The sequence below is a fragment of the Planctomycetota bacterium genome (assembly GCA_018242585.1).
In the GTDB taxonomy this organism is placed as follows: domain Bacteria; phylum Planctomycetota; class Planctomycetia; order Pirellulales; family PNKZ01; genus JAFEBQ01.
Genome location: JAFEBQ010000009.1, coordinates 117759 through 140468 on the forward strand (window position 1 = coordinate 117759; position 22710 = coordinate 140468).

The 22710-nt window shown below is 62.8% G+C and carries 13 protein-coding genes; 5 read left to right on the top strand and 8 right to left on the bottom strand.

Annotated features, from left to right (window positions below):
- Nucleotides 1-269 precede the first annotated feature (269 nt).
- Together uvrA and JSS27_04810 are read left to right on the top strand one after the other, a co-directional pair.
- Entirely contained in the window at nucleotides 270-3131 is a 2862-nt protein-coding gene (gene uvrA / locus JSS27_04805) for an excinuclease ABC subunit UvrA (GenBank protein MBS0208254.1), read from the top strand.
- Nucleotides 3132-3578: 447 nt separating this feature from the next.
- On the top strand, nucleotides 3579-4826 hold the full coding sequence (locus tag JSS27_04810; protein MBS0208255.1) for a VCBS repeat-containing protein: 1248 nt from the start codon (nucleotides 3579-3581) through the stop codon (nucleotides 4824-4826).
- 623 nt (nucleotides 4827-5449) lie between these two features.
- Here JSS27_04810 and JSS27_04815 read toward each other — a convergent pair.
- Nucleotides 5450-6826: a DUF2029 domain-containing protein gene (locus tag JSS27_04815; protein ID MBS0208256.1), complete on the bottom strand. Its 1377-nt coding sequence runs from the start codon at nucleotides 6824-6826 to the stop codon at nucleotides 5450-5452.
- Nucleotides 6827-7048: 222 nt separating this feature from the next.
- Nucleotides 7049-7639: a hypothetical protein gene (locus JSS27_04820; protein ID MBS0208257.1), complete on the bottom strand. Its 591-nt coding sequence runs from the start codon at nucleotides 7637-7639 to the stop codon at nucleotides 7049-7051.
- Nucleotides 7640-7949: 310 nt separating this feature from the next.
- On the opposite strand from JSS27_04820, the gene JSS27_04825 reads away from it, so the two are divergent.
- Nucleotides 7950-10214 (top strand): tetratricopeptide repeat protein, encoded by a 2265-nt coding sequence (locus tag JSS27_04825; GenBank protein MBS0208258.1) that lies wholly within the window; start codon nucleotides 7950-7952, stop codon nucleotides 10212-10214.
- 19 nt (nucleotides 10215-10233) lie between these two features.
- Complete coding sequence (locus tag JSS27_04830; protein MBS0208259.1) at nucleotides 10234-11679, top strand: POT family MFS transporter; 1446 nt, start codon at nucleotides 10234-10236, stop codon at nucleotides 11677-11679.
- A gap of 242 nt (nucleotides 11680-11921) precedes the next feature.
- On the opposite strand, the gene JSS27_04835 is transcribed toward JSS27_04830, so the two are convergent.
- The 6 genes from JSS27_04835 to JSS27_04860 form a co-directional block, all read right to left on the bottom strand.
- Nucleotides 11922-15902, bottom strand: a complete 3981-nt coding sequence (locus JSS27_04835) for an AAA family ATPase (protein ID MBS0208260.1) — start codon at nucleotides 15900-15902, stop codon at nucleotides 11922-11924.
- 96 nt (nucleotides 15903-15998) lie between these two features.
- Nucleotides 15999-16220, bottom strand: a complete 222-nt coding sequence (locus tag JSS27_04840; protein ID MBS0208261.1) for a hypothetical protein — start codon at nucleotides 16218-16220, stop codon at nucleotides 15999-16001.
- Nucleotides 16221-16277: 57 nt separating this feature from the next.
- Nucleotides 16278-16928: a hypothetical protein gene (locus tag JSS27_04845; GenBank protein ID MBS0208262.1), complete on the bottom strand. Its 651-nt coding sequence runs from the start codon at nucleotides 16926-16928 to the stop codon at nucleotides 16278-16280.
- Between the two features lie 86 nt (nucleotides 16929-17014).
- Nucleotides 17015-17287, bottom strand: coding sequence for a WXG100 family type VII secretion target (locus JSS27_04850; GenBank protein MBS0208263.1), 273 nt, complete (start codon nucleotides 17285-17287; stop codon nucleotides 17015-17017).
- 157 nt (nucleotides 17288-17444) lie between these two features.
- Nucleotides 17445-17894, bottom strand: coding sequence for a hypothetical protein (locus JSS27_04855; protein ID MBS0208264.1), 450 nt, complete (start codon nucleotides 17892-17894; stop codon nucleotides 17445-17447).
- On the bottom strand, nucleotides 17891-21649 hold the full coding sequence (locus tag JSS27_04860) for a serine/threonine protein kinase (GenBank protein MBS0208265.1): 3759 nt from the start codon (nucleotides 21647-21649) through the stop codon (nucleotides 17891-17893). The genes JSS27_04855 and JSS27_04860 overlap by 4 nt, the downstream gene beginning before the upstream one ends.
- Nucleotides 21650-21964: 315 nt before the next feature.
- Between JSS27_04860 and JSS27_04865 the strand changes: the two genes are divergently transcribed.
- Nucleotides 21965-22684 carry a hypothetical protein gene (locus JSS27_04865; protein MBS0208266.1) on the top strand — a complete coding sequence of 240 codons (720 nt, stop codon included), beginning with the start codon at nucleotides 21965-21967 and terminating at the stop codon, nucleotides 22682-22684.
- Nucleotides 22685-22710 lie beyond the last annotated feature (26 nt).

A 22710-nucleotide genomic window follows, 5' to 3' on the forward strand; every position in this document is an offset into this window, starting at 1 on the left:
GTCAGACCTATCAACTTATCAGATTCGGCCACGCTCGCAAGGTTCGCCAGCACGCCACCGTTGCCCCCATCGACACGGCTGGTTACGCTGAAAGATTGCCCTGCGTGCACTTTTGCCGACAGGGCATAGCCGCGGTTCGCGTGTGCCAGCTACGCCCACGGGCCAACGCAACGTCGCACTGGTGGGCAAGCCACCAGTGGCGCCCACAGTGACGAAGAGCGCCTGTGACGAAGAGAGTCTGAGCCACTTCACCCCAGTCTTACGATCGCATGTCGACGGCCCCCGCTGTGCAATCCAACGCTGACTCCGCGGCCGCGCCGGCCATTCGCGTGCGCGGCTGTCGGGTGCACAACCTGCGGAACATCGACATCGACATCCCCCGCGACCAGATGGTCGTGATCACCGGCCCCAGCGGCTCGGGCAAAAGCTCGCTCGCCTACGACACGCTGTTCGCCGAGGGGCAACGCCAATACATCGAAAGCCTGGGAACCTACGCTCGGCAGTTTCTGGCCCAGCTCGAACGCCCCGATGCCGAGTCGATCGACGGCCTGCAGCCCACGATCTCGATCGACCAGCGCGCCGGCACCGCCAACCCGCGCAGCACCGTCGCCACGGTCACCGAGATTTACGACTATCTGCGTTTGCTCTTCGCCCGCGTCGGCGACGCCTATTGCTACCAGTGCAACCGGCCGATCAGCCAACAGCACCCCGAGCAGATCCTCGAAGCCCTGTTGCGGCTACCCGAGGGGACGCGGCTGATGCTGTTGGCTCCGCTGGTCCGCGGCCGCAAAGGGGAACACGCCGAGGTCTTCGAGTCGATTCGCAAGCTGGGCTTCGTCCGCGCCCGGGTCAATGGTCAGGTCTACGAATTGGACGCGGTGCCGGCGCTGGTGCGGCAGAAGAAACACACGATCGAAGCGGTGGTCGACCGGCTGATCGTGCGCGAAGGCATCCGCCCGCGCCTGGCCGAGTCGCTCCATTCGACGCTGCACCACGGCGAAGGACTGGCCATCGCCATGCATCAGCCAGCCGGCAGCGCGCCCGAGGCCTGGAGCGACATTGTCTTCAGCACCGAGTACGCCTGCCCCGAGTGCGGCATCAGCTACGAAGAGTTGGAGCCACGGACGTTCAGTTTCAACAGTCCCTACGGCGCGTGCCCGGCGTGCAGCGGGCTGGGGCATCGCCGCGCGTTCGATGACGAACTGCTTGCGCCCGACGCGTCACTGACTCTCGCCGACGGGGCGATTGTTCCCTGGCGCGTGGCCAAGGCCAAGAACGGCAACGGCCGTTCGTTTACCTGTCGCGCCAGCCGCCTCAAGCCCCTGACTGCTCTGGCCGAGGCGGGGAACTTCACGCTCGACGTGCCGCTGGAGAGTCTGAAGCCCAAGGCGCGCGGCATCCTGTGGAACGGCACCGACACGGTACCCGGCGTGCTCTCACTTTTGGAAGCGGAATACGCCACGGCCAAAACCGACGCCGACCGGGACGCGCTCGAACCATTCCGCGACGACATTCCGTGCGCCGAGTGCCACGGCGCCCGACTGCGCCCCGAAGCCCGCAGCGTGCGCGTCGGCGACCGGACCATCCAACAAGTCACGTCGCTGCCGGTTGACCAGTCGAGCCAGTTCTTCAGCGCGCTGCAACTTACCGGCGACAAGCAATTGATCGCGGCCGCACCCTTGCGCGAAATCAATTCGCGGTTGCGCTTTCTGCATCATGTGGGACTCGACTACCTCACACTCGATCGCGCGGCCGACACCCTCAGCGGCGGCGAACTGCAACGGGTGCGGCTGGCCACGGGGCTCGGTTCGGCCCTGGTGGGCATCTGTTATATCCTGGATGAACCGTCGATCGGACTGCACCCGCGCGACAACCAGCGCCTGATCGCGGCGCTGCGCGATCTGCAACAACAAGGGAACACCGTGCTGGTCGTCGAACACGACGAAGCGGTGATGCGTGCCTGCGACTGGCTGGTCGACATGGGCCCCGGCGCCGGCAAGCACGGCGGCACGGTCGTGGCCGAGGGCCCGCCCGACGCGGTCTCGGCCAACGACGCCTCGATCACCGGTCGCTACCTAGCCGGCACGACACAGATTGACCTGCCAGCCGAGCGCCGACCCGTGAACCCCAAGCGCGTGCTGACGCTCGAAGGGGCGACGTGCCACAACCTGAAGTCCGTCGACGTTTCGGTGCCGCTCGGCGTGCTGACGTGCGTCACGGGTGTCAGCGGCTCGGGGAAAAGTTCCTTGTTCGAGGAGACGCTGGCCCGGGCGTTGGCGCGTAAGTTGAACGGCACGGGTCCGCGACCGGGGGCACACACCGGGCTACGCGGCGTGAACCTGATCGATCGCTTCGTGCAGATTGATCAGACGCCGATCGGGCGTACGCCCCGCAGCACGCCGGCCACCTACATCGGCGTGTTCGACGAGATTCGCAAAGTGTTTGCCCAGACGCGCGAGGCCCGACTGCGCGGCTTTACCGCCAGCCGCTTCAGCTTCAACGTCGCCGAGGGACGCTGTTCCGAGTGCCAAGGCCAGGGGCAACAGCGGCTTGAGATGAACTTCCTGCCCGACTTGTACGTCGAATGCCCGGCGTGTCGCGGCAAGCGATTCAACCGCCAGACGCTCGAAATCAAGTACAAGGACAAATCGATCGCCGATGTGCTCGACCTGGACATTGACGAAGGGATCGTATTCTTCGAGAACTTTCCGGTCATCGCGCGAATGCTCGCTTGTCTGGCCGACGTCGGCTTGGGCTACCTGTCGCTGGGGCAATCGTGCATCACGCTTTCCGGCGGCGAAGCGCAGCGGATCAAGCTCTGCGCCGAGTTGGGCCGTTCGGCCACCGGCAACACGTTGTATCTGCTCGATGAGCCGACGACCGGCCTGCACTTTGACGATGTTCGGCGGTTGCTCGAAGTGATGCAGCGGCTAGTCACGGCCGGCAACACGATGATCGTCATTGAACACAATCTGGACGTGATCAAGTCGGCCGACTGGATCATCGACATGGGGCCCGAAGGGGGCGCCGGCGGCGGACAGATTTTATTTGCCGGCATGCCCGAGGCGCTCGCCGCGGAGCCATCGAACAACACGGGTAAGTTTCTGGCGCCGCTGTTGCAACGGCCTTAGCTCCACGCTCGCCTTATCCCTGCCAAGCCGGCGGCTCTGCCGCCCGGACATCGGCGACCGAGTCGCCGGCTTGGTTAGCTGACGATCGCGATTCTCGCAATCGTCGCCTTTCCCAGCCATTTGCCGCGTTTTCTCCACGCGTGTTGAACTTTGGCAACACGGCTGCGTAACGAATGGCAGAGGAGCACTCGCTCAACATTCTCCGGCAAGGATTCGCCAGACTGCCCGAAACGCCTGATGCGAAAATATTCGCTCACGCGATTGGACAGCCCCAACTCTTCAACCTATGGTTCAGATGCGTCTCACGGAAGTTCTTCGGTGAGACGCGAATGAAGCCTTCGGGTTTCCCGGTCAGCCGCACGATCAACTCTTTTCTCTGATCGTTGCGACCTGACTCGAGCGAATGGTAAAATCTTCTCTGATTCGCATCTTAGGAATAACCATCGCATGAGTAGTGTATCGTTGCGCGCGCAGCGGTTGTGGCGTTCGTCGTTGAAGGCCGCTTGGGCGCCCGTCTTATCGGCGTTGTCGTTGGTGCCGTGCTCGGCTGCTGAAGTCACTGCGGTGGGCAACTTGTTGCCAGCCGATCAGTCCGACTCGTCGGCCGATGCGGTCCTGGTCGCCGATGCCGGCGCTGCTTTGACAGCGCCGGTGAACGAGCCCCTGGTCCCCGCCGACGTCCCCCAGCCGCTGCGCTCTGCCGTGCAATCGCGGTTCTATCAAGGGAGCAGTCCCTCGCGCTTTGCCTGGCATCTGGCCGTGTTGAATGCCGGCCAGCCGCGGATGCAATCGGTGTCACTCTCGGCGAATGAATCGACCGCGCTGCAGGTCGCGTGGCCCAAGCTCGAGATGGGCGAAGCCTTCTGGTTGTCGCGCGTCGCTGATCGCAAGCCCGGCTTGCTCGAAGCGCGGTTCGGCCACCTGGGCGGCGTGCCGGTTTGTGGCGATTTTAGCGGCACGGGCCAAGCCCAAGTCGGCGTGTTCATCAATGGTCAATGGTTTATCGACCTGAACGGCAACGGCCGTTGGGACGAGGCCGACCTGTGGGTCAAGTTCGGCGGACAAGGCGATCAGCCGGTCATCGGCGATTGGGATGGCGACGGCAAGGACGACATCGGCGTGTTCGGGCCGACCTGGGGCGACGACGATGCGCGTGCCGCCGATCATGCCGGTTTGCCCGATGCCGACAATCGTGACCATCGCGGCGCGAAGAACTGGAATGCTGCGACCGAACGTACCTCGCACGGCCTGATCCGCTTGGGCTCGAATGCTACGGCTAAGCCCCTGACCGTGCGACATACGTTCTTCTTCGGCGCCGCCGGCGATGTGCCGGTGGTGGGTGACTGGAACGGCGACGGCATCGACACGGTCGGCATCTTCCGTCGCGGCCGCTGGGTGCTCGACGCCGACGGCGATGGCCGCTTCAGCGAAGGGGACGCCTCGTTCGATTTGGGCGCCGAACAAGATCGCCCGGTCGTGGCCGACTTCGACGGTGATGGCAAGACCAACGTCGGCGTCTATCGCCGCGGCACGTGGTTGTTGGATGTGAACGGTGACCGCCGCCTAACCGATGCCGACGGCAAGTACCAATTCGGCACGCCGACCGATGTGCCGGTGGTGGCCGACTTCCACGGCGACGGCAAGCTGCTCTTGGGCGTGTACCGCAACGACGGCTCGAAGAACAAGTCGCTGTAGGAGATTGAATTACGCGCCGGCCAATTGACTGGCGCAAGATAGTCACCGTCATCCGACGTTGACGACAACCGACCACCTGACGATCCCTTTCTCGTCGCCGCGAGGCTGTGCTTCTCCCCTGGGGCACAGCCTCGTGTGTTTTTATGACAAGGAGGCGAGAGGAATGTCGCCCCGAGCGCAAAAAAAAGGCCCCCGGAGCGAACGAGTCCCAGGGGGGCTAAGGACGGCGTTCGTTTCCGGGAGCGATTGGACGAAGCGTGCGTCAGACATCCTTGTCCGAGCACGTGGGCTTCGCGGTCCGCAGCTCCATCAGGTCGATGGCGCCAGTGCAGACCCTTCCACATGGCTGGTCGTATTTTCAATCGCTCGCGTCGCTGTTGGATCGGCCTGATCTCACCGATCGAGTGGCGATCACGAGCAGTTCGTCTCACCGTTTCGCGGCCTCGACTCGGCCGCTTCATTCCTGGGCTGCGTCATTCACTTCCGTTCGAGCCGTCGCTCGAACCCGCGTGAATGAGGTCGGGAGAATATGGTAGCCGGCCGAATGGGTCAAGGCCGGATTCTTGCCGGCCGGATTCATTTTGCGGGCCGTTTCCTCGCGATAGCACCGCGTCGTCACGGTCTTAATCACGATTTCGCCCCCGAGCGGCCGAACTGGTCGTCGCAGGTTTCCCGATCGCGTGCGGCGCTCGCGGGCCAGCGGAGTGAGCCGCGCTGCCAATCACGCCTGCGGCGCTTCGCAACGTAGTTTGTATGTCACCCGCCGAGCGCAATTCGCGCAACTGCAATTGCAGCGTCCGCGCGGCCGCGATCAGCGACGCCAGCGCACACCAGGTGACTGTTCCACAGCCGAGCAGATAGCGCCCCCAACTGTGCCCGACCAGGCTTTTCATCGTCAACGTGCCGATCACGAACGTCGACGCCAACAGCACCAGCACCGCGCGATCGCGCCGGCGGTAGAGATAATACGTCAGGCAATAGGCAACCGGCAGGATCAAGATGCCGAAATGCGACTTGCTGCTCATCGGCGACAACAGCGGCATGGCGGTCGCCACGATCGCTCCTTGTCCGAACTCGACCAACGGCCAATCTTGCCGCCCTTCGCGCTCGGGCGCGCGGCGCGGCCAGGCGGCCCACAGCATCAACACCAACACGCCGACTTGCGCGGCCAGCGTCACGGCCTTGGTGCCGTGCGGGCCTGGGTTCCAAACGCTGATGTCGCGCTCTGCTTCGTCGGGGCGCGTGGTTGGTGGATTCAGCAAGCGGTACAGCGAACCCGACAGACTCTGGTTCGCTTCGCTCCAGGCCTGCCAACCGCCGGGGGCTTCGACCGTGGCGCCAGGCCGGACATTACTCAGGAACGTCTGATACCAGTCGAGCGCCCAGGGAATCTGGGCCTTGTTCGGATGAGTCAAATCAGGCAGCCAGGTACACAGCGCGGCCGCCAACACCACGCATGCCGTCGCCGACCAGCGCCGCTGCCACATAAACACCGGCGCGAACAACAGGGGCGTCGCCTTGCAAGCCGCGGCAATGCCGGCACAAACACCGGCCGCGCGCTGCCGTCCCAAGCTCAGCCCATACACGCACGCGGTCACTAATAGTAACGTCAGCACATCGTGCGACAAGGCTTCCAAGATCGACAACAAATGCCGGCCAATCAGCGCGACCAGCGCGATCCAAAACACCGCGGTCAGCCGCCGGTCGCGCGCTTGTTCATCGGTGACGAACGACGCGACGGTTCGATCGATCATCCAGGCGATCGCTACCAGCGCCACCCACGACGCTAACGCCCACAATGCCGCTCCGACCGGCTCGCTGAAGCCGAGCAGCGGCACGAAGACCAACGCAAAAAACGGCGGATAGGTGAAGGCGTTTGTCCGATAGACCGGATCGCCGCCGCGCACGTAAACTTGTGCTCCCTCGACCATCCGCTCGGCGCCGACCAGATAGACGTCAAGCTCGCCGCGGCGCGTCTGATAAAGGGCTTCAATACCCACTAACAGGGCGATCGCGGCAATTAGCGCGCTGACCTTCCCGGGCGGAAGTGCGAGGCGTGGACTTTTGCCGATGGTTGCCATCCGTGGCCGACCCGATGACGCAAAAACTTGCTGAAGAATGACAGCAAGTTAAATCGACCAGGGTTTGCAGACAAGGCCGCTTGGGATGTGGCCCCTCACGGCACGTAGCGCGCCAGCAATCACACGCTAGCGGACAGAGGCCTAATCGCGTCGGCTGAGCATTTCGACGCGGCCGCGCAGACGCAGCACCTCGTCGGCCAGTTCTTGCAACTGCCAACCCATCACGACTTCGGTCGGCTCACTCTCGGCCAGCTTGGCGCGCTCGTAGCGCAGCCGCGCCACTTCCGCCGTGCAGCGCAATCGTTCCAACTCGTCGGCCGAGACGCTGGCTCCCGTGCGCTGATTCGCCGTCAACGCCTTCTGGTAGTCGGCGTCGGCGATCTTCAGGCCACCTTCCTGGATGGCGACAAACGCTTCGTAACGCCGCGTGGGGCTGCTGCTCTTGTACGCATCAAGCCGCTGTTGGGCGATGTCGACTGAACGGTGCAAGTACTCGAGCGACGCCGACGGATAGGTGTTGGCAAATCGCTTGTTGGCACCGAGCGCCTTGTTCAGTTCGGCTTGGGCCAACGCCAGCGTCGCTTCGGCATACTTCAGGTTGATTTCGGCGAGCTGCTTGTTGTCGCCCGAGGCGGGCGCGGCCGGCTCGGCGGTGTCGACGGTGCGAATCACGCCCAGCCCCAACACGGCCAGCACGACCAAACTTCCCCAGAAGCGATTCGATTGGCACATGATCGATTCTCCCAACGTGAATCCAAGGACCGGCGGACGCATGATGATTGTGTCCCGTTGCTCCTTCCTATTTGAGCATCGAATGCAGGCCAAAGTCGAGCCTGAGGCCGATTATTCGTCCCTTCATCCCCCGCGACCCAGCGATCGTCCCCGCCGACATGTCCTTTTCGGCACAATCGGCCCGGCAAGTCGGTGCAGGATTCCCCTCGGCCTGGCGCACGGGATGGTTCATCTGGACGGTCGCTCGGCGTAAGATAGGCGTCGCCCGCCGTCCCCTCTCCCGCCTCGGAAACCCTCGGGAAATCCCGCCATGCCTCGGCTTTTACACTGGTTGCTTGTTGCCGTCTGCTGGAGTTTCGCCGGCGGGAGCATGTGCGTTTGGGCCCAAGACGCCGAGGAGTCGACAGCGGCCAAGACGGACAAGGCCGCCGCCACGGTGCATGCTCACGAATGGTCGGTCGAACTGGCCAAGCAGGTGCGACCTTCGGTCGTCGTCATCACCACCGAAGGGCGTGGCGGCGCGAACGAAGGGATGGGGACCGGCTTTATCATCTCGGCCGACGGTTTGATTGCCACCAATCGGCACGTCATCGGCGATGGCCGCGCGATTCAGGTGCGCACCAGCGATGGGCGCACGTTCACTCCGACGGCCGTCGAGGCAACCGATCGACAACTTGACCTGGCCGTGCTGCGCGTCAACGCCAAGAATCTGCCGGCGCTCAAGCTGGCCGATTCCGAGCAAGTCGAGCCGGGCACGCCGGTCCTGGCCGTGGGCAACCCGCTGGGGCTCGAACACAGCGTCGCGGTTGGCGCCATCGCCAGCAGCCGGCAGATCGATGGCTCGCCCCTCTGGCAAGTCGCCATTCCGATCGAGCGAGGCAACAGCGGCAGCCCTCTGGTCGATCGGCAAGGCCGCGTGGTGGGGATCATGGCGCTCAAGTCGGCCACGACATCGAACTTGGGTTTCGCGCTCAAGAGCAATGACCTGCAAGCGTTGGTTGACAAGCCGAACCCGGTCCCCTTCCAGCGCTGGCTGACGATAGGAGCGTTGGACCCCGCCCAGTGGCAGCCGCGCCTGGGGGGCATATGGCGGCAGCACGCCGGTCGCATTCAGGTCCGCGGCACGGGAGCCGGTTTCGGCGGGCGGTCGTTGTGCGTCTTTCAGAAATCGCCTCCCGATGAGCCGTACGAGATCGAAGTGACGGTCAAGCTCGATGACGAAGCCGGCGCCGCGGGACTGGCATTTGCCGTGACCGACGACGATCGACACTACGGGTTTTACCCCAGTGCCGGGCGGCTGCGGCTTAGTCGCTTCGACGGCCCCGACGTCACGCAATGGCATGTGCTGGTCGAAAAGGCGAGCGAGCATTATCGGCCGGAAGATTGGAACACGCTCCGCGTGCGCGTCGAAAAGGAGTGGCTCCGCTGCTATGTGAACGACCACCTGGTGGCCGAAATGATCGACGCCGAATTGCGCGGCGGCCGAGTGGGGCTGGCCAAGTTCCGCAACACCGTGGCCGAGTTCAAACAGTTCCGCATGGGACGCGAGCTGCGGCCGCTGGGCCCGTCGACCGAGACGGTCGCCAAGCTGACGAAAATGGTCGAGCGCTTGCCCGATGAAATCTCCGCCGACGCACCCGAGGCAAAGCCGCTGCAAGAACAACCCGGCGCGGCAGCCCAGGCCCTGCGCCAGCAAGCGACCGAGCTGCGTGAGCGGGCCAAGCAGATGCGCGAGCTGGCCGACGAATTGCTGGCCCGCGAGGCGACACAGCAACTGGCCGCGGAGCTTGACCGCGGCGAAGACAAAGCCGATCTGTTGCGGGCGGCATTGCTGCTGGCCCGCTTGGACAACGAAGAACTCGACGTTGACGCTTACTTAGACATAGCGGCACGGATGGCACGCGAGATTCGCGCCCGCTGGCCAGTTCAGGCGAGCGAAGCCGACCGGCTCAAAGCGCTGAACGACTACCTATTCGACGAGCAAGGTTTTCACGGCGCGCGGCACGATTATTACAACCGGGCGAACAGCTATCTGAACCAGGTGCTCGACGATCGCGAAGGGCTGCCGATCACGTTGTCGATCCTGTACATCGAACTTGCCGGCCGGCTCGACATGCGCGTGGTCGGCGTGGCTTTGCCGGGACATTTCATCGTCCGCCATGAACCACATGAAGGCGAATCGCAACTGCTTGACCCGTTCGGTCGTGGCGCACGGCTGACCAAGGCCGAGGCTGACACGATCGTGCATGACGCCATTGGTACGCCGGCGCTGGCGGAACACCTTGTCCCGGCGGGCAAACGGGCGATCATCGTGCGAATGCTGCACAATCTGCGCGGCGTGGCCCAGCGCCAGGAAGATAGCGAGGCGATGTTGCGGTATGCCGAAGCCCTGGTTACGCTCATGCCCAATTCGAGCCAGGAACGGATCGGCCGGGCGTTGCTGCGAATGCAGGCCGGCAACATGCGCGGCGCGCTGGTTGACGTCGACTGGTTGTTGGACCAGCGGCCCAAGGACATCGATCTGGAACGTGTCGAGCAGTTGCGAGCGTTGATCCACCGCGCGCTCGATCGCTAGCGCCCTTAAAGGAGTTGGAATGCCAGAAACGTCGACCAATCCTTACGCGCCGCCGGCCGCTCAACCACCCGTTCACGGCAAATATCGCACGGCCCCCGAGCCACGTACGACGATGCCGACAGGCATTCCGTTCATCGTGGCCAACGAGGCAGCCGAGCGATTCAGTTATTACGGTATGACGGCCATTCTCATTCTGTTCATGTCGAAGCAATTGCGCGGCGTGGATGGACAGTTGGATGTGATGTCGGACCACACGGCACGAGCGGTGATGCACGATTTCATCACGGCCGTCTATGCATTTCCGCTGCTGGGCGCCCTGTTAGCCGATATCGTGCTGGGGAAATACCGCACGATCCTCAGCTTGTCCCTGTTCTATTGCTTGGGGCATCTGGTCCTGTCGATCGACCAGACCGATTATGGCCTGGCGCTAAAGCAATCGCTGGGGCTGACGTGGACCCCCTTGGGGTTGTTCCTGGGCCTCGGGTTAATCGCCATCGGCGCGGGAGGCATCAAGCCATGCGTCTCGGCCCACGTTGGGGACCAGTTTGGCGATACCAATAAACACCTGCTCGAACGGGTCTTTGGTTGGTTCTATTTTTCGATCAACCTGGGAGCGGCTGCGTCGCAGTTGTTGATCCCTTGGTTGCGCACCAACGTAAACGTGCATGTGGCATTCGGCATTCCTGGCGTGCTGATGCTGCTAGCGACGATTTTCTTCTGGCTGGGTCGCCATCGCTTTGTGCATATTCCGGCGAACGCCAAGCAGTGGAAGCGCGAAGTGCGGAGCAAAGAGGGAATTGTCGCGATTGCCAAGTTGTCGATCATCTTCCTGTTCGTAGCCGTCTTTTGGTCGCTGTTTGACCAAACTCACTCGTCCTGGGTGCAGCAGGCCGAGCAGATGAACCGTGAGATACTCGGGGTTACGCTCGACCCTGATCAACTCCAGGCAGTTAATCCGCTGCTGATCATGATCTATATTCCACTGTTCACTTACCTGATCTACCCAGCGCTGGAAAAGTTGCCAGGGCTGAATCCACTGACGCCGCTGAAGCGAATCGCGATTGGCTTCTTCGTGATGGTCCCCGCGTTCGGCCTGGTTGCGGTGGTGCAACAGTGGATCGATCAAGGAACGACGCCGCATATTGGCTGGCAAGTATTGGCCTACATGGTCCTGACGGCCTCGGAAGTCATGGTGTCGATTACGGTGCTCGAGTTCTCCTACACGCAGGCCCCGTTGAAGATCAAATCGCTGGTAATGGCGCTCAATATGGGGGCTGTCTCGCTCGGCAATCAGATGACGGCTCGCGTGAACCATCTGATGGAGCGGGAAGACATCCGCGCCGCGCTGCACGGCGCCAAGTATTTCTGGTTCTTCACGGCCGCGATGCTCGTAGCGGCGATCGGCTTCCTGCTGGTTGTCCAGTTCTACAAGCCGCGGACGTACATTCAGCACGAGCAGACGTGAGGCTAACTTTGTGATGCGAACTTGGCAGCGTGCGCGACACAGTGCTAACCCTTCTCCCCCGGGGAGAAGGTGGCGGCGCTAGCCGACGGATGAGGGTCGCGCGTCAGTCGGACACGACTCCGAGCGCAGAGTGGACCCTCATCCGGCCTTCGGCCACCTTCTCCCGGAGGGAGAAGGGTTGATGCGATGCCGCTCAAGATTGTCTGTCACTTGCGATACATTCGCAGAAACATATTGCGTCGTTACGACATCGCGGGCGATGAATCGCCCGGCGTGGGTTCGTGCGAGGAACCGTTCGCAGGGCCGGACGATGACGGCGCGCCGTTGTCGCCTGACGTTGTCGCGCCGCCGGCCGCTGGTAGCCGCTCGCGCAGCGTCTTGGTCACCTGCTCCAACCACCACGCTTCGGGCAGTCGGTAGGGACGGAACTTTTCGAGCAGGCCGCGCTCTTCGCTGTGCAACAGGGCGCGATGCGGCCCGAGCTTGCTGGCCTGGGGCGAGTCGATCAGCGTGCTGGAGTCAGAGACGCTCATCTGGAACAGCACGCGGGTTTCGAACTCACGCAAGGTTTGTCGGTCGAAGCAGCGCTGCACGTTGTTCAACGTATCGCACCAAACGATCACGTGCAGCCCCAGCGGCGGCCCTTCGCGCAGTAACGCGACCAATTGCTTGCTCGGGCTCGGCTTTTCGGCCCCGCGCGAGAAACCAAAATCATCGTCGGCCTTGCGCAAGTCGCGGAAGCGTTGCAGATCGTAGATCATCAGATAGATCGGCGGCTGCTCCAAGCTAGCGTTAGCCTGGCGCCGCTCCAACTCTTCGCTCATCGCGCCGATCATCCGGGCGGTGTCGCGAATGCTGCCGGCTTCGATCGTGCCGGGCAACATCGCCGCCACGCGCGGCAATTGATCGACGTGCATCGCGTCGGGCGCCTGGCCGTCGAGGATCAGGAACTTCGCGCCTGGCTGCTGGGCCGACAGCGAAACGCTGGTGATCATCATCATGGCCAGCGCCGCTTCGGACTGTTGGCCAATCAGCAGGACGTTGGCCCCGCTTTGCCGACGGAAGATCGCCGCCGTGGGATCCTTGATGGCGATGGCGTCACCCAGCCAAGCCAGGGCCGAGAGGCTGACCGGCCCCGGCTTCTCGATCGCCGCGGCCAGCAAATGGTTCTTGGTGATGTCAGCCGGGATGTTCCCTTCAAAGACGATTTGCCCGGCGGTCGTCACACCGCGCGACTGGGCAAGTTCGCGGATCGCTTTGAGGTAATATTCGTGCCGATCGTCGGATAGCCAGACCACCTGGAACAGGTTGTTCCCTTCGCTGCGGCCGTTGGCGTCGTTGTAGATCGCCTCGCCGGGACGCGAGAGGAGCCGCGCGGCGGAGTTTTCCTCGCTGAGAATCAAGTTGGCGTCGGCTTCGCTGCATTGCAGGGCGATGCGAATGGCAAACTGCCCCAGCGTGCTGCGGGCCAGACTGTAAGTGCCGCCCAGCGTCTGGCTGCCCAGGTGAACGTGAATACCGAACGCGCGCCCTTGCCGGACCAGCCGGTCAAGCAGCAGCGACACGTCCTGGGCAATCTTATCGTCTTCGACGAAGAACTCCTGAAACTCGTCGACGATAAACAAGATGCGTGGCAGCGTCTCTTTGCCGCCAGCCTGGCGATAGGCGTTCAAATCCTGCACGTTCATATCGCGGAACATATCGCCGCGGTGCTTCAACTCGGCGTCCAGGCGTTGCAGCACGCTCAGGCCGAACTCGCGCTCGCTTTCAATCGCAATGACCTTCGCGTGGGGCAACTGGAATTGCGCGTACGTCTTGAACTCGACACCTTTCTTGAAGTCGATCAGATACAGTTGCACTTCATCGGGGCTGTAATTCAGCGCCAAGTTCGTTATCAGCGCGTGTAGCAACGTCGACTTGCCCGAGCCGGTCTTGCCAGCGATGAGCATATGCTGGGCGGTGCCGCGTCCCAGCCGTAAGAACTGTCGCTTGGTGGCGCCGGCGCGGCCAATGGCCACGTCGATGCCGCGCCCGCTATCCGAGGTCCAATACTGGTCGGGCTTGGGCGCGATGAACTCGAACGGCACCTCGACGCGGTTGGCGTTGCGGGCCCCCTCGCCGACTTTGTGAATGATCTGGTTGAACTGCTCGGCGTCGGGCAGCCCGTCCAATTGCAGCGGAAACCGCTCGAACGTCTCATCCTTCCACACGAATGCCTCGTCGCGCCACACCAGCTTGGCGGCGCTCGCTTCCAGATCGGCTATACGAAACCCGTGCGGCAGCGGCAGCTTGGTATCGACGCTGATCAACGTGTACACGCCGCATCGCGCGCCGGTCGTGGCCACGGCCATCAGATAACGCATGGCCGCATCGGTGAAGCCGAACGGAAAGTTCGCCACCACGACCACGCGGAACGGCTCGGCTACCTCGCCGGCCTGATCGTTGTAATGCTCGATGCTTTCGTATTCGTTGCGCAGATATTTCTGAATGACGTTCGACATGTGAACCGTCATGTCGGACAGTCGCTGCTCGATCTGTTGCGGCTCGGTCCAGATACGTCCGCTGACCAAGGCCTCTTCGTAGTCGGCCAGATGCATGAAGCCGGCGAAGTTCTGGCCGAGCCCGACGGGATCGATGATCGTGAACCGGACTTTGCCCGGCGGCGCGGCGGTCAGGATGCGCAGCATCACCGACTGCAACACGTCGACTGCGCGACTACGTCCCACACCGGCTGCGCGCAACAGCAACGAACAGCGGCGTGGAAAATCGAGCAAGGCCGGCATGGTGTAAACGGCCTGGTGCTGCTGGGCCAGGCGGCGGTCCTCGAGGTCCGCGGCCAGCCGATCGAAGCGAACCGTCAACTGGCCAAAGCGGACGCCGTGGACCAACTGTTCCGGCGGCTGCCAAGAGTCGATCGCGGCCTGATCCCACTCGGGGAACGCCTTGTTCGTGTCGGCGACGAGTTGCGCGATTTCACCTTCGGCCTGGGCCACGCCATCGCGCCAGCGGGTCAGCGCCGCCTGGGCTTCTGACTGGGCCCGCGCGGCGAGCGACTGCATTTCGTGCTCGGCCCGCTGCCGCTCGTCGGTCATTCCCTTTTCATGCCCGGCGGTCGCCTCGGCCAATTGATGCGCGTGCTGCTGTTTACATTGCGTCAGATCGGCTTCGTACGTGGCCCGCAGTTCGGCCATCTTCGGCGGGTATTTGGCTTCGAGGCGCGCCAACTCTTCGTCGCGGCGCTGGCGCGCGGCGTCGCGAGCGGATTGATATTTCTCGTTGGCCTTGGACATTTCTTCCTGGTGGCGCGTGGCAATTTCGGCCTGCTCCTTCTGAAATCGCGCCGTGGCGACTTCCATCGTGTGTTGCCTGAGCAATTCGGCATCGACCAACGCCTGGCCCAGCGGATCGAAGACTTGCCGCACCTTGCCGCGAGCCAGCAGGTACAACGCCAGATCGATTCCGCCGCCGATTAGCACGCCCGCCACGCCGCTGATCGCAATCCACGAGATATGCCACTCGGTCAGCCGCCCCGCCGGGTAGATCAGCGCCAGCCAGACGAACAACACGATGAAGAACGGCCCCACGCCGGCAAAGAACTTCAACAGTGGATGGCCGAGCAACCGGGCCAGCAGGACTTCGGCCTGCTCTTGTCGCTGGACGAATGCCACCACCGGGTCAGCCACCGTGGTCAGGTCGGGCGACCCCTCGGTGTTGATCGCCGGCGCGCGAAACAGCCGGCATTCGGCCAGCCAGGCCCGCGCTTCTTCGCCAATTTGCATCAGCCGTTCGGCGCGAGCTTTGACCTGCTTGTCAAACTCCATGAAGTCGCGCTTGGGCTTGTTGCGAGTGGCGTCGAACGTGGTCTGCGTTTCCCAGCCCACCTCGCTGAGCGACTTCTTGGTGTTCGTCTTTTCAGCTTCGTAACGAGCCAGCGCCCGCTGCTTGAGCGTCTGGTATTCTTGCTGCGCGGTGCCGAACTCGAGCTGAAACCGCCCTTCGAGTTCCTGCATTGTGTGCGTGTAAGTCGCCTCGGCATGCTGCCGAGTGCGATCACGCTGGGAATCGATCAGCAACTGGTTCTGGTCGGCTTGCTCGACCGCGGCTACGCGTCCGCTGGCCAATTGCTTTTCGGCGGTGGCAATCTGGGTCTGGCATTGGCGCAGCAACTCCTCGAGCGCCCGAAGCGCCCCTTGCTGACGATCGATTAGCGATGGCTCACTCATGGACTACCGACTCGGGCTTTCCTTGCTCGTGGACTTCGTTCGGATGGGCCGGCGCCGACTCGTCTCGACGCTTCACCTCAGTCTGGATGGAATCGACTAACTGCATTCCTCAACGGCTTTCGTCATGATTTGCGACAGCCGATTGACCGCCTTGAGGAACCCGGTCACGTCGGGCTCCAACGGCTCGATGTGCTTTTCCTCGAACCGCTTGCTGACCGGATCGTTCCAGACGTCGAGCGTGTCGTCCCACCGCGCCAACAGGGTGCGATAGGAATGGCTGAGCGTGCTCGAAACGATGCTTAAATCGCCGTTGTGCATGGCTCTTAACTGGTGCGCTGGCGGCCACGTGGGGCGGCCGCCTAGGGTAATAAACGATTATTGCGTCGCTTGGGACTGCCCTTTTTCGGAACTTGTTGCACCGCCGGAAGTTGCCGCCGCAGCCTGGGCCGGTTTCGCTCCCTCGGGCGCTCCCGTGGGGGTCAACTCGGGGTAAACCGGAGCGGCTTGAACGACCGGCTCTAGCGCCGGTTGGTCGGTGGCCGCAACAAAGCCGATGTACGCCTCCAGAGCCGCGATCGACTGTTCCAACCAGGTAGCCGCCTGGGGAATTTCGACATCCAGCCGGCTCCCCAAGACCTGGGACGGGCCACGAAAGTCTTCCACTTCCTGTTGCAGCACCAATGCCCAGTGCCTTACCTTCTCGAGCTTTTCCTCGGCGGCGGCCAGGGCCGCCTTGGCCTTGGCCAACAGCACTTTCTGCTCGGTGCAGGCTGGCGGCTCGCCGGCGGCATTCTTACTCATCATGCACCGGCTCAGCTCCATCTTGGCTTCGTTCACGCGCTCTTCGCGGCGGCGAATCTCTTGCTGCCAGTACTTGGCCTGGTCGTGGCACAGCCAGTCAAGCGTGCGACGGATTTCGACCTGGACGGTGGCCAGTGCCTGGTTTCCCCCGTCACGAAAGTTGAGAATCGCCACGCGAAAGTCGCGCAAGGCGTCAATCGAACGAACATTGGCTGCCTGGTTCAAGCCTCACCTGCCTTCGGGTTGCGCCGCCCAAGAGTCGCCCCAGTTCAAGCCGGGCGAGCCTCCAAATCGGTCGCGACCTCGACCCATTACCGTTGATGCAGATACTCTTCAATCCGTTCCGCCTTGCGCAACAGAAACGGCACATGCTGCCCAGCCGCTTCCTGGAACCGACCGATAGCGACGGTTGTCTGGTCGAACTCGGCCACGAACTTTTCATGTTCCTGGTCGCGCCAAGTCTGCCCCAGCGTCATCAGTTGCGAACGAAGCAACGACATCTGGTTTTGCAACTCGGCGCTGAATTGCTTCAGATTGTTGGCGAAGCGCCGCAATTCCTGGGGATCGACGACTGCTTGTGACATGTTCCACCCTGCGAGAAAGGCGCGCAGCACCAGGGTTCCGCGAAACATTGGAAAACCAACACCCACGGCCCAGCTAGTGGAGCGCAAGACAAGTTCCGCTTTCAGCTTACAGCAACCCGCACGCGAAGTAAATTATTAGGTGGCGCGGGCAACCGGGCTAGCCCGCCGATTGCCGGTGCTGCATGTAATAGCGCTGGACTTCCGCCACGCAGCAGCGTCCGTCGAAGGCGGCCGTCTCGCAGCGGGCCTCGGCGGATTTGGCCTTGGCAATCATCTCGCGCAGCCGCGCCACGCTGCCGGCGGCGATCTCGTCGTCGATGTCTTGCCGCGTCAGGCCAAAGCAGGCGCACATCGGCGCTTCGGGATCCTTGGGATAGACCGGCCGCCCGATGTCTTCGATGGTGATCACCCGATCGAACTGATCGAAGTAAACCACCGAGCAGGCCGGATAAGGACAGAAGTTCGCCGGGTTGGCGACGCGGCCGTGAAAGTCGGCCCCCAAGTGCGCGGCCAACGTCCGGTCGTTGACCACCGTCCCCAGCGAACCGCAACGAGGACAATGGACCGGTCCCGATTGATCGGGCTCCTTGATGAAAGCTTTGTTCATGGCTTGCTGCTGGCGGGTTCTGACTTGGCGGCGGGCTCAGCCTTCGCCGCCGATGCTTTGTCCACGGGCTTGGTCGGCGCGAGCTTGGCTCGCCATTCAGTGGCCTCGGCCGGTTTGTTCCAGGCTTCGTACAACGTGACGATCCGTTGCAAGGCCTGCCGCGTCGGCGATCCCAGCCCGTAGCGCAGGTTCAGGATAGCGAAGCTTTCGATCAACAAAGGCTCGGCCTCGGCGTATTTCCCTTGCTTGGTCAGACAGGCCCCCCAAGTGTTCTCGGCCTCGGCCGTGTGAACATTCCCTTCGTGTAAGTGTTTGTTCCCTTGCTCGACCGCCTCGCGCAGCAAAGGCTCCGCCTCGGACACCCGATTACGATTCAGCAGCGCCTCGCCCAACATCGTCAACGTCTCGACCAGTTCGGCCGGGTCGGCGGCCGAACCGGCGCGCCGCGCTTCGATCAACGAGCGGAGCAGCTTTTCTCCTTCGTCCCATTTCTGCTCACGGAGCGAGGCCGCGGCCAGGTTTCGTTGTGCCCAGAGGGTTTCGGCGTGCAGCGGGCCGAGTTGTTTCGTCCGTTCGTCGAGCGCCTTGCGCAACAGCGACTCGACCTCGTCTTGCTTGCCTTCGTTGGACAGCACCACCACCAAGGTGTCGAGCGTGCGCATGGTCTCGGGATGATCGGCCCCCAAGGTCTGACGACGTGTCTCGAGCAGCGACCGCACCAACGTCTCGGCCTCGGCTAGTTCCGCCTTGGCCATCAGGACCGAAAGCAAATCGTCCGCGGCATTCAACGTCTCGGGATGTTTCGGGCCAAGCACTTTGCGATGCAGATCATAACTCTCGCGGATCATTGGCTCGGCCTCGCGCCACTTGTCCTCGGACATGAACAACTGCCCCAGCCCACTCATCGCCAACAGCGTGTCCGGATGTTCGGCCCCGAGCACGCGACGGCAAATCTCGTAATTTTGGCGCACCAACGGTTCGGCCTCGCCCAACTTGCCGAGCGCTTGCAGCGTGACGGCCAGGTTGTTCATTGTCACGAGGGTCAACATATGTTCCGGGCCAAGCACGCGACGCTGGGCGTCGAGTACGTCGCGCAGTAGTTTTTCGGCCTCGTCGAACTTTCCTTCGGCTTGCAGCACCATCGCCAGGTTGGCCAGCGCCTGGAGCGTGTTAGGATGTTCGGGGCCCAAGGTTCGCTTGCAGGCTTCGACATTGGCGCGGACTAGCGGCTCGGCCTCGGTGGCCTTGCCCTCGGCCTGCAATAGTCGAGCTAGGTTGTGCCGGGCAACGAGAGTTTGCTGATGGTCGGAGCCAAACACTTGCTGGCTGGCGGCCAAGGTCTGTTCGATCAACGGCTTGGCCTCGCGCAGCCGCCCCTGGTCCTGCAACAGAATCGCCAGTTGATTCATCGTCACCAACGTGTCGGGATGCTCGGGCCCCAGCACTTTGGTGCGTGCCGCCAGGACTTTGCTGTAGAGCTTTTCGGCGTCCTCGCGCCGCCCCATTTCCTTGAGCAACACCGCCAGATTGTGTTGAGCATTGAGCGTATAGGGCGCGTCGCTGCCGAGCTTGGTGGCCAACTTTTTGGTGGCCGTCGTCATCAAGGGCTCGGCCTCGGCCAACTTGCCTTCGGCCTGCCAGGCACACGCCAAGCTCGACGCCGCCAACAATGTCTCGGGTTCATCCTCGCCCAAAGTCTGTCCGTACAACTCGTAGGCACGCTTGAACAGCGGTTCGGCCTCGGCCGATTCGCCACGAGCCAGCAGCAATTGGGCCAGGTTCATCTGCGCGCCAAGCGTCAGCGGATCCTTCTCGCCCAAGTTTCTAAGTCGAGCTTCGTACGAGCGGCGATACAGCGGCTCGGCTTCGGCCAGTTTCCCCTGGGTCTTCAACAACTCGGCCAAATTGTTGACCGCCGCCAACGTGTCCTGACTGTCCGGCGTGAGAATCGACTCGTAAATCTGCAGCGCGCGGCGCAGGTGGGGTTCGGCATCGGCATAATCTCCCATCCGATGCAACGTCGTGCCGACCGTCGTGTGGACGGCCGCCTGGACCTCGGGCTCGTCGCGCAACGCGGCATCGATACGCGGCGTCACCTTGCGCAGCACTTCCTCGACCGTCACTTTGCGTCCTTGGGCCTTTTCGGGGGCCGCCGCCTCGATGATCTCGCGAACCAGAAAGTGATTGAACGCATCCGAGACCGCGGCGTTGCGCTTGGCGTCACCTTCGGCCAGCTTGGCATCTTCGCGAGCTTCGATGGCTTCGTTGCGCTGTTCGAGCGCTTCGTCGCGCAATACGTTCGATTCACGCCACTTCCACGTCACGCCAGCAAAGCCGGCCAGAAACACCACGATCAACAGGATAGTCAACCGCGCCACCACCGGGTTGTGCCGATACCAGCGGGCCAGGCGCTGCGGGATCGACGCGCGTCGCGCGGTGATCGGTTCGTCGTGCAAAAAGTGTTGCAGGTCGTTGGCCATGTCGGCCGCCGACTGGTAGCGGTGCCCCGGCTCGCGTTCCAGCGCCTTGAGCACGATCGTTTCGAGATCGAGCGGCGCCGTCGGGCAAATCTTGCGCAGCGGCGGCAGCTCGGCTTGGGTCACCTGTCGAATCAGGCTCTGCCGATCGTTGGCGTCGAACGCCGGTCGCAGAGCGATCAATTCGTACAGCGTCAGCCCCAGGGCATAGATGTCGGTTCGCGCGTCGTTCTGTCCCCGGAACGATTCCGGGGCCATGTACCGCAACGTGCCGACAATATCGCCGGTTTGGGTCAGGTTGTCGGTGTCGGTTGCCTTGGCCAGTCCAAAGTCGGTGATCCAGACCGTGCCGTCGGTGTCGAGCAACAAGTTGGCCGGCTTGATGTCGCGGTGCAGCACTCCTTGGCTGTGGGCGTAGGCCAGCGCGTCGGCCACCTGGTAACCAATCCGGGCCACGCTGTTCCAATAAGGTCGCGCGGCATTCAGTTCATGGGCTTCGTAAAGCTGCGGTGTCGCTGGCGAAGCGCTGGGGGCCGGGGCAGCTAATGACTTCCAAGAGTCGTCACCGCCGGTCAGGTCGCTGAGCTTTTGATGTCCCGACAGCAGAATCTGCGCCCAGTCGGTCACGGTCGAATCGGCCGGCGCCGCCTGGGCCGGGGCCTTGGCGGCGCGCGATGTCAGCGCGCCGGGAGTCTGCCGCTGCTGGCTCAGCCAGCGCAATTCGGTCAACAGCCCATCGATGCCGCGGCCGATGATGAACTGCATCACGTAATAGTGAATCCCCTGGTCGTCGCCAACGCCGAACACTGGCACGATGTTCGTGTGGTGCAGACGGGCTGCCGCCCGAGCTTCACGTTGAAACCGGGATAATTGCCGAGGATCGAGCAACGTGCTGGCCAGCAGAACTTTCAACGCCACGCGCCGTCCCAGCGAGCCCTGCTCGGCTTCGTAGACCACGCCCATGCCGCCGCGACCGATCTCGCGCACGATCTGGAAATCGCCCAGTCGCTCCAATCGAGCGTTGACCGGCGCTACGACAGCCCGAGACGCGGGAACCGAATGGGCCTCGGTCGCGTCGAAATGGATCGGATCGGACGTGTGGGCTTCGGTGGCGTCGATCAGACGGCGGCGCAGTTCGTCGGCGGCGTGGGGAAACTGAGCGATGTACGACTCGATTGGCACCGCTTGCCCCAGGTCGCGCAGCCGGTGGAACCGCTCGACCAGTTCCTGGGCGCCGGGCAGGTGGACCGATGTTTGATCGAGTGGTTCTCGTTCCATCGCAACTGTCGTCCCCCAGGCCGGTCTTGGATCGTAATGTGCCGTTACTACCCCTTGCCCTTGGCAGGCTTGATCTTAAGCGTTGGGCGCAATGATTTGAACACGCCGACCGCGGCATCTGGCCAAAAGCAAACCCTCGTTTTGCGACGTAGCATTAAGCGGTTTATGATGGCGTTTTTGCTGCTTTCAGTGCGGGCCGCCCGTATGGCCCGGCTCAGCGCTGTTGGACCTTGGACACCGCCAGAAACTCGTACCGCGGGGTATTTCGCTATGTTCGGCTGGTTTCGATTGACGCTTCCTATTGCCCTTTTGGTCGTGTGCCTTACCGAGCCGGCATGGGCCCAGGATCCTGATTTCGAGACCCAGCAGCGCGCCGCCGCCGACTTCATTGCGCTGGGGGGGAAAGTGCAGGCCGAGTTCCGCTTGCCCAATCGCCCGGTCCTGAAGGTAATGCTCCGCAACACCCGGGTGACCGATCCGCAATTGTCCGCCCTGCAATCGTTTCCGTACCTGCAATTCATCGACTTGGACAGCACCAGCATCACCGACGAGGGGCTGACCCATCTGGCCGGCTTGCAGTACCTGCAAACGGTCATCTTGAAGCACACCAAGATTACCAACGAGGGGGTCGCCAACCTCAAGCGAGCCTCCAAGCTGCAAGTGCTCGATCTGACCGGCACCAAGGTGACGGCCGCTTGCCTGAACTCGCTGCGCAATTGTGGCAAGCTGGAAGAATTGTCGCTGAGCGGCACGTTGGTGACTGACGAGGGGCTCGACTTCCGCGGCCTGACGGGGCTGCGCAAGCTGGACCTGGGCTCGACCAAGCTCACCGACAAGGGGGTCAAAGCGCTCGATCGGTTCGTCGACCTGAATTACCTGGCGCTTGATCACACGCCCGTCACCGATGCGTGCGTGCCGGTGCTGCTGCGGTTGGTGACGCTGAAGACGCTGAGGATCGATTCAACCGGCATCAGCGCTGCGTCGATCGACGCCCTGAAGGCCAAGATGCCCAAGCTGGAAATCGTGGCCAAGTAACCGCAGTCGCACTCGCGCGACAACGT

What these genes read in the sequence shown, in the direction of transcription:
- JSS27_04830 (MBS0208259.1), top strand. Translation starts at nt 10,234, where the DNA reads ATGCCAGAAACGTCGACCAATCCTTACGCGCCGCCGGCCGCTCAACCA.
- JSS27_04850 (MBS0208263.1), bottom strand. Translation starts at nt 17,287, where the DNA reads ATGTCACAAGCAGTCGTCGATCCCCAGGAATTGCGGCGCTTCGCCAAC.
- JSS27_04820 (MBS0208257.1), bottom strand. Translation starts at nt 7,639, where the DNA reads ATGTGCCAATCGAATCGCTTCTGGGGAAGTTTGGTCGTGCTGGCCGTG.
- uvrA (MBS0208254.1), top strand. Translation starts at nt 270, where the DNA reads ATGTCGACGGCCCCCGCTGTGCAATCCAACGCTGACTCCGCGGCCGCG.
- JSS27_04810 (MBS0208255.1), top strand. Translation starts at nt 3,579, where the DNA reads ATGAGTAGTGTATCGTTGCGCGCGCAGCGGTTGTGGCGTTCGTCGTTG.
- JSS27_04855 (MBS0208264.1), bottom strand. Translation starts at nt 17,894, where the DNA reads ATGAACAAAGCTTTCATCAAGGAGCCCGATCAATCGGGACCGGTCCAT.
- JSS27_04835 (MBS0208260.1), bottom strand. Translation starts at nt 15,902, where the DNA reads ATGAGTGAGCCATCGCTAATCGATCGTCAGCAAGGGGCGCTTCGGGCG.
- JSS27_04840 (MBS0208261.1), bottom strand. Translation starts at nt 16,220, where the DNA reads ATGCACAACGGCGATTTAAGCATCGTTTCGAGCACGCTCAGCCATTCC.
- JSS27_04825 (MBS0208258.1), top strand. Translation starts at nt 7,950, where the DNA reads ATGCCTCGGCTTTTACACTGGTTGCTTGTTGCCGTCTGCTGGAGTTTC.
- JSS27_04860 (MBS0208265.1), bottom strand. Translation starts at nt 21,649, where the DNA reads ATGGAACGAGAACCACTCGATCAAACATCGGTCCACCTGCCCGGCGCC.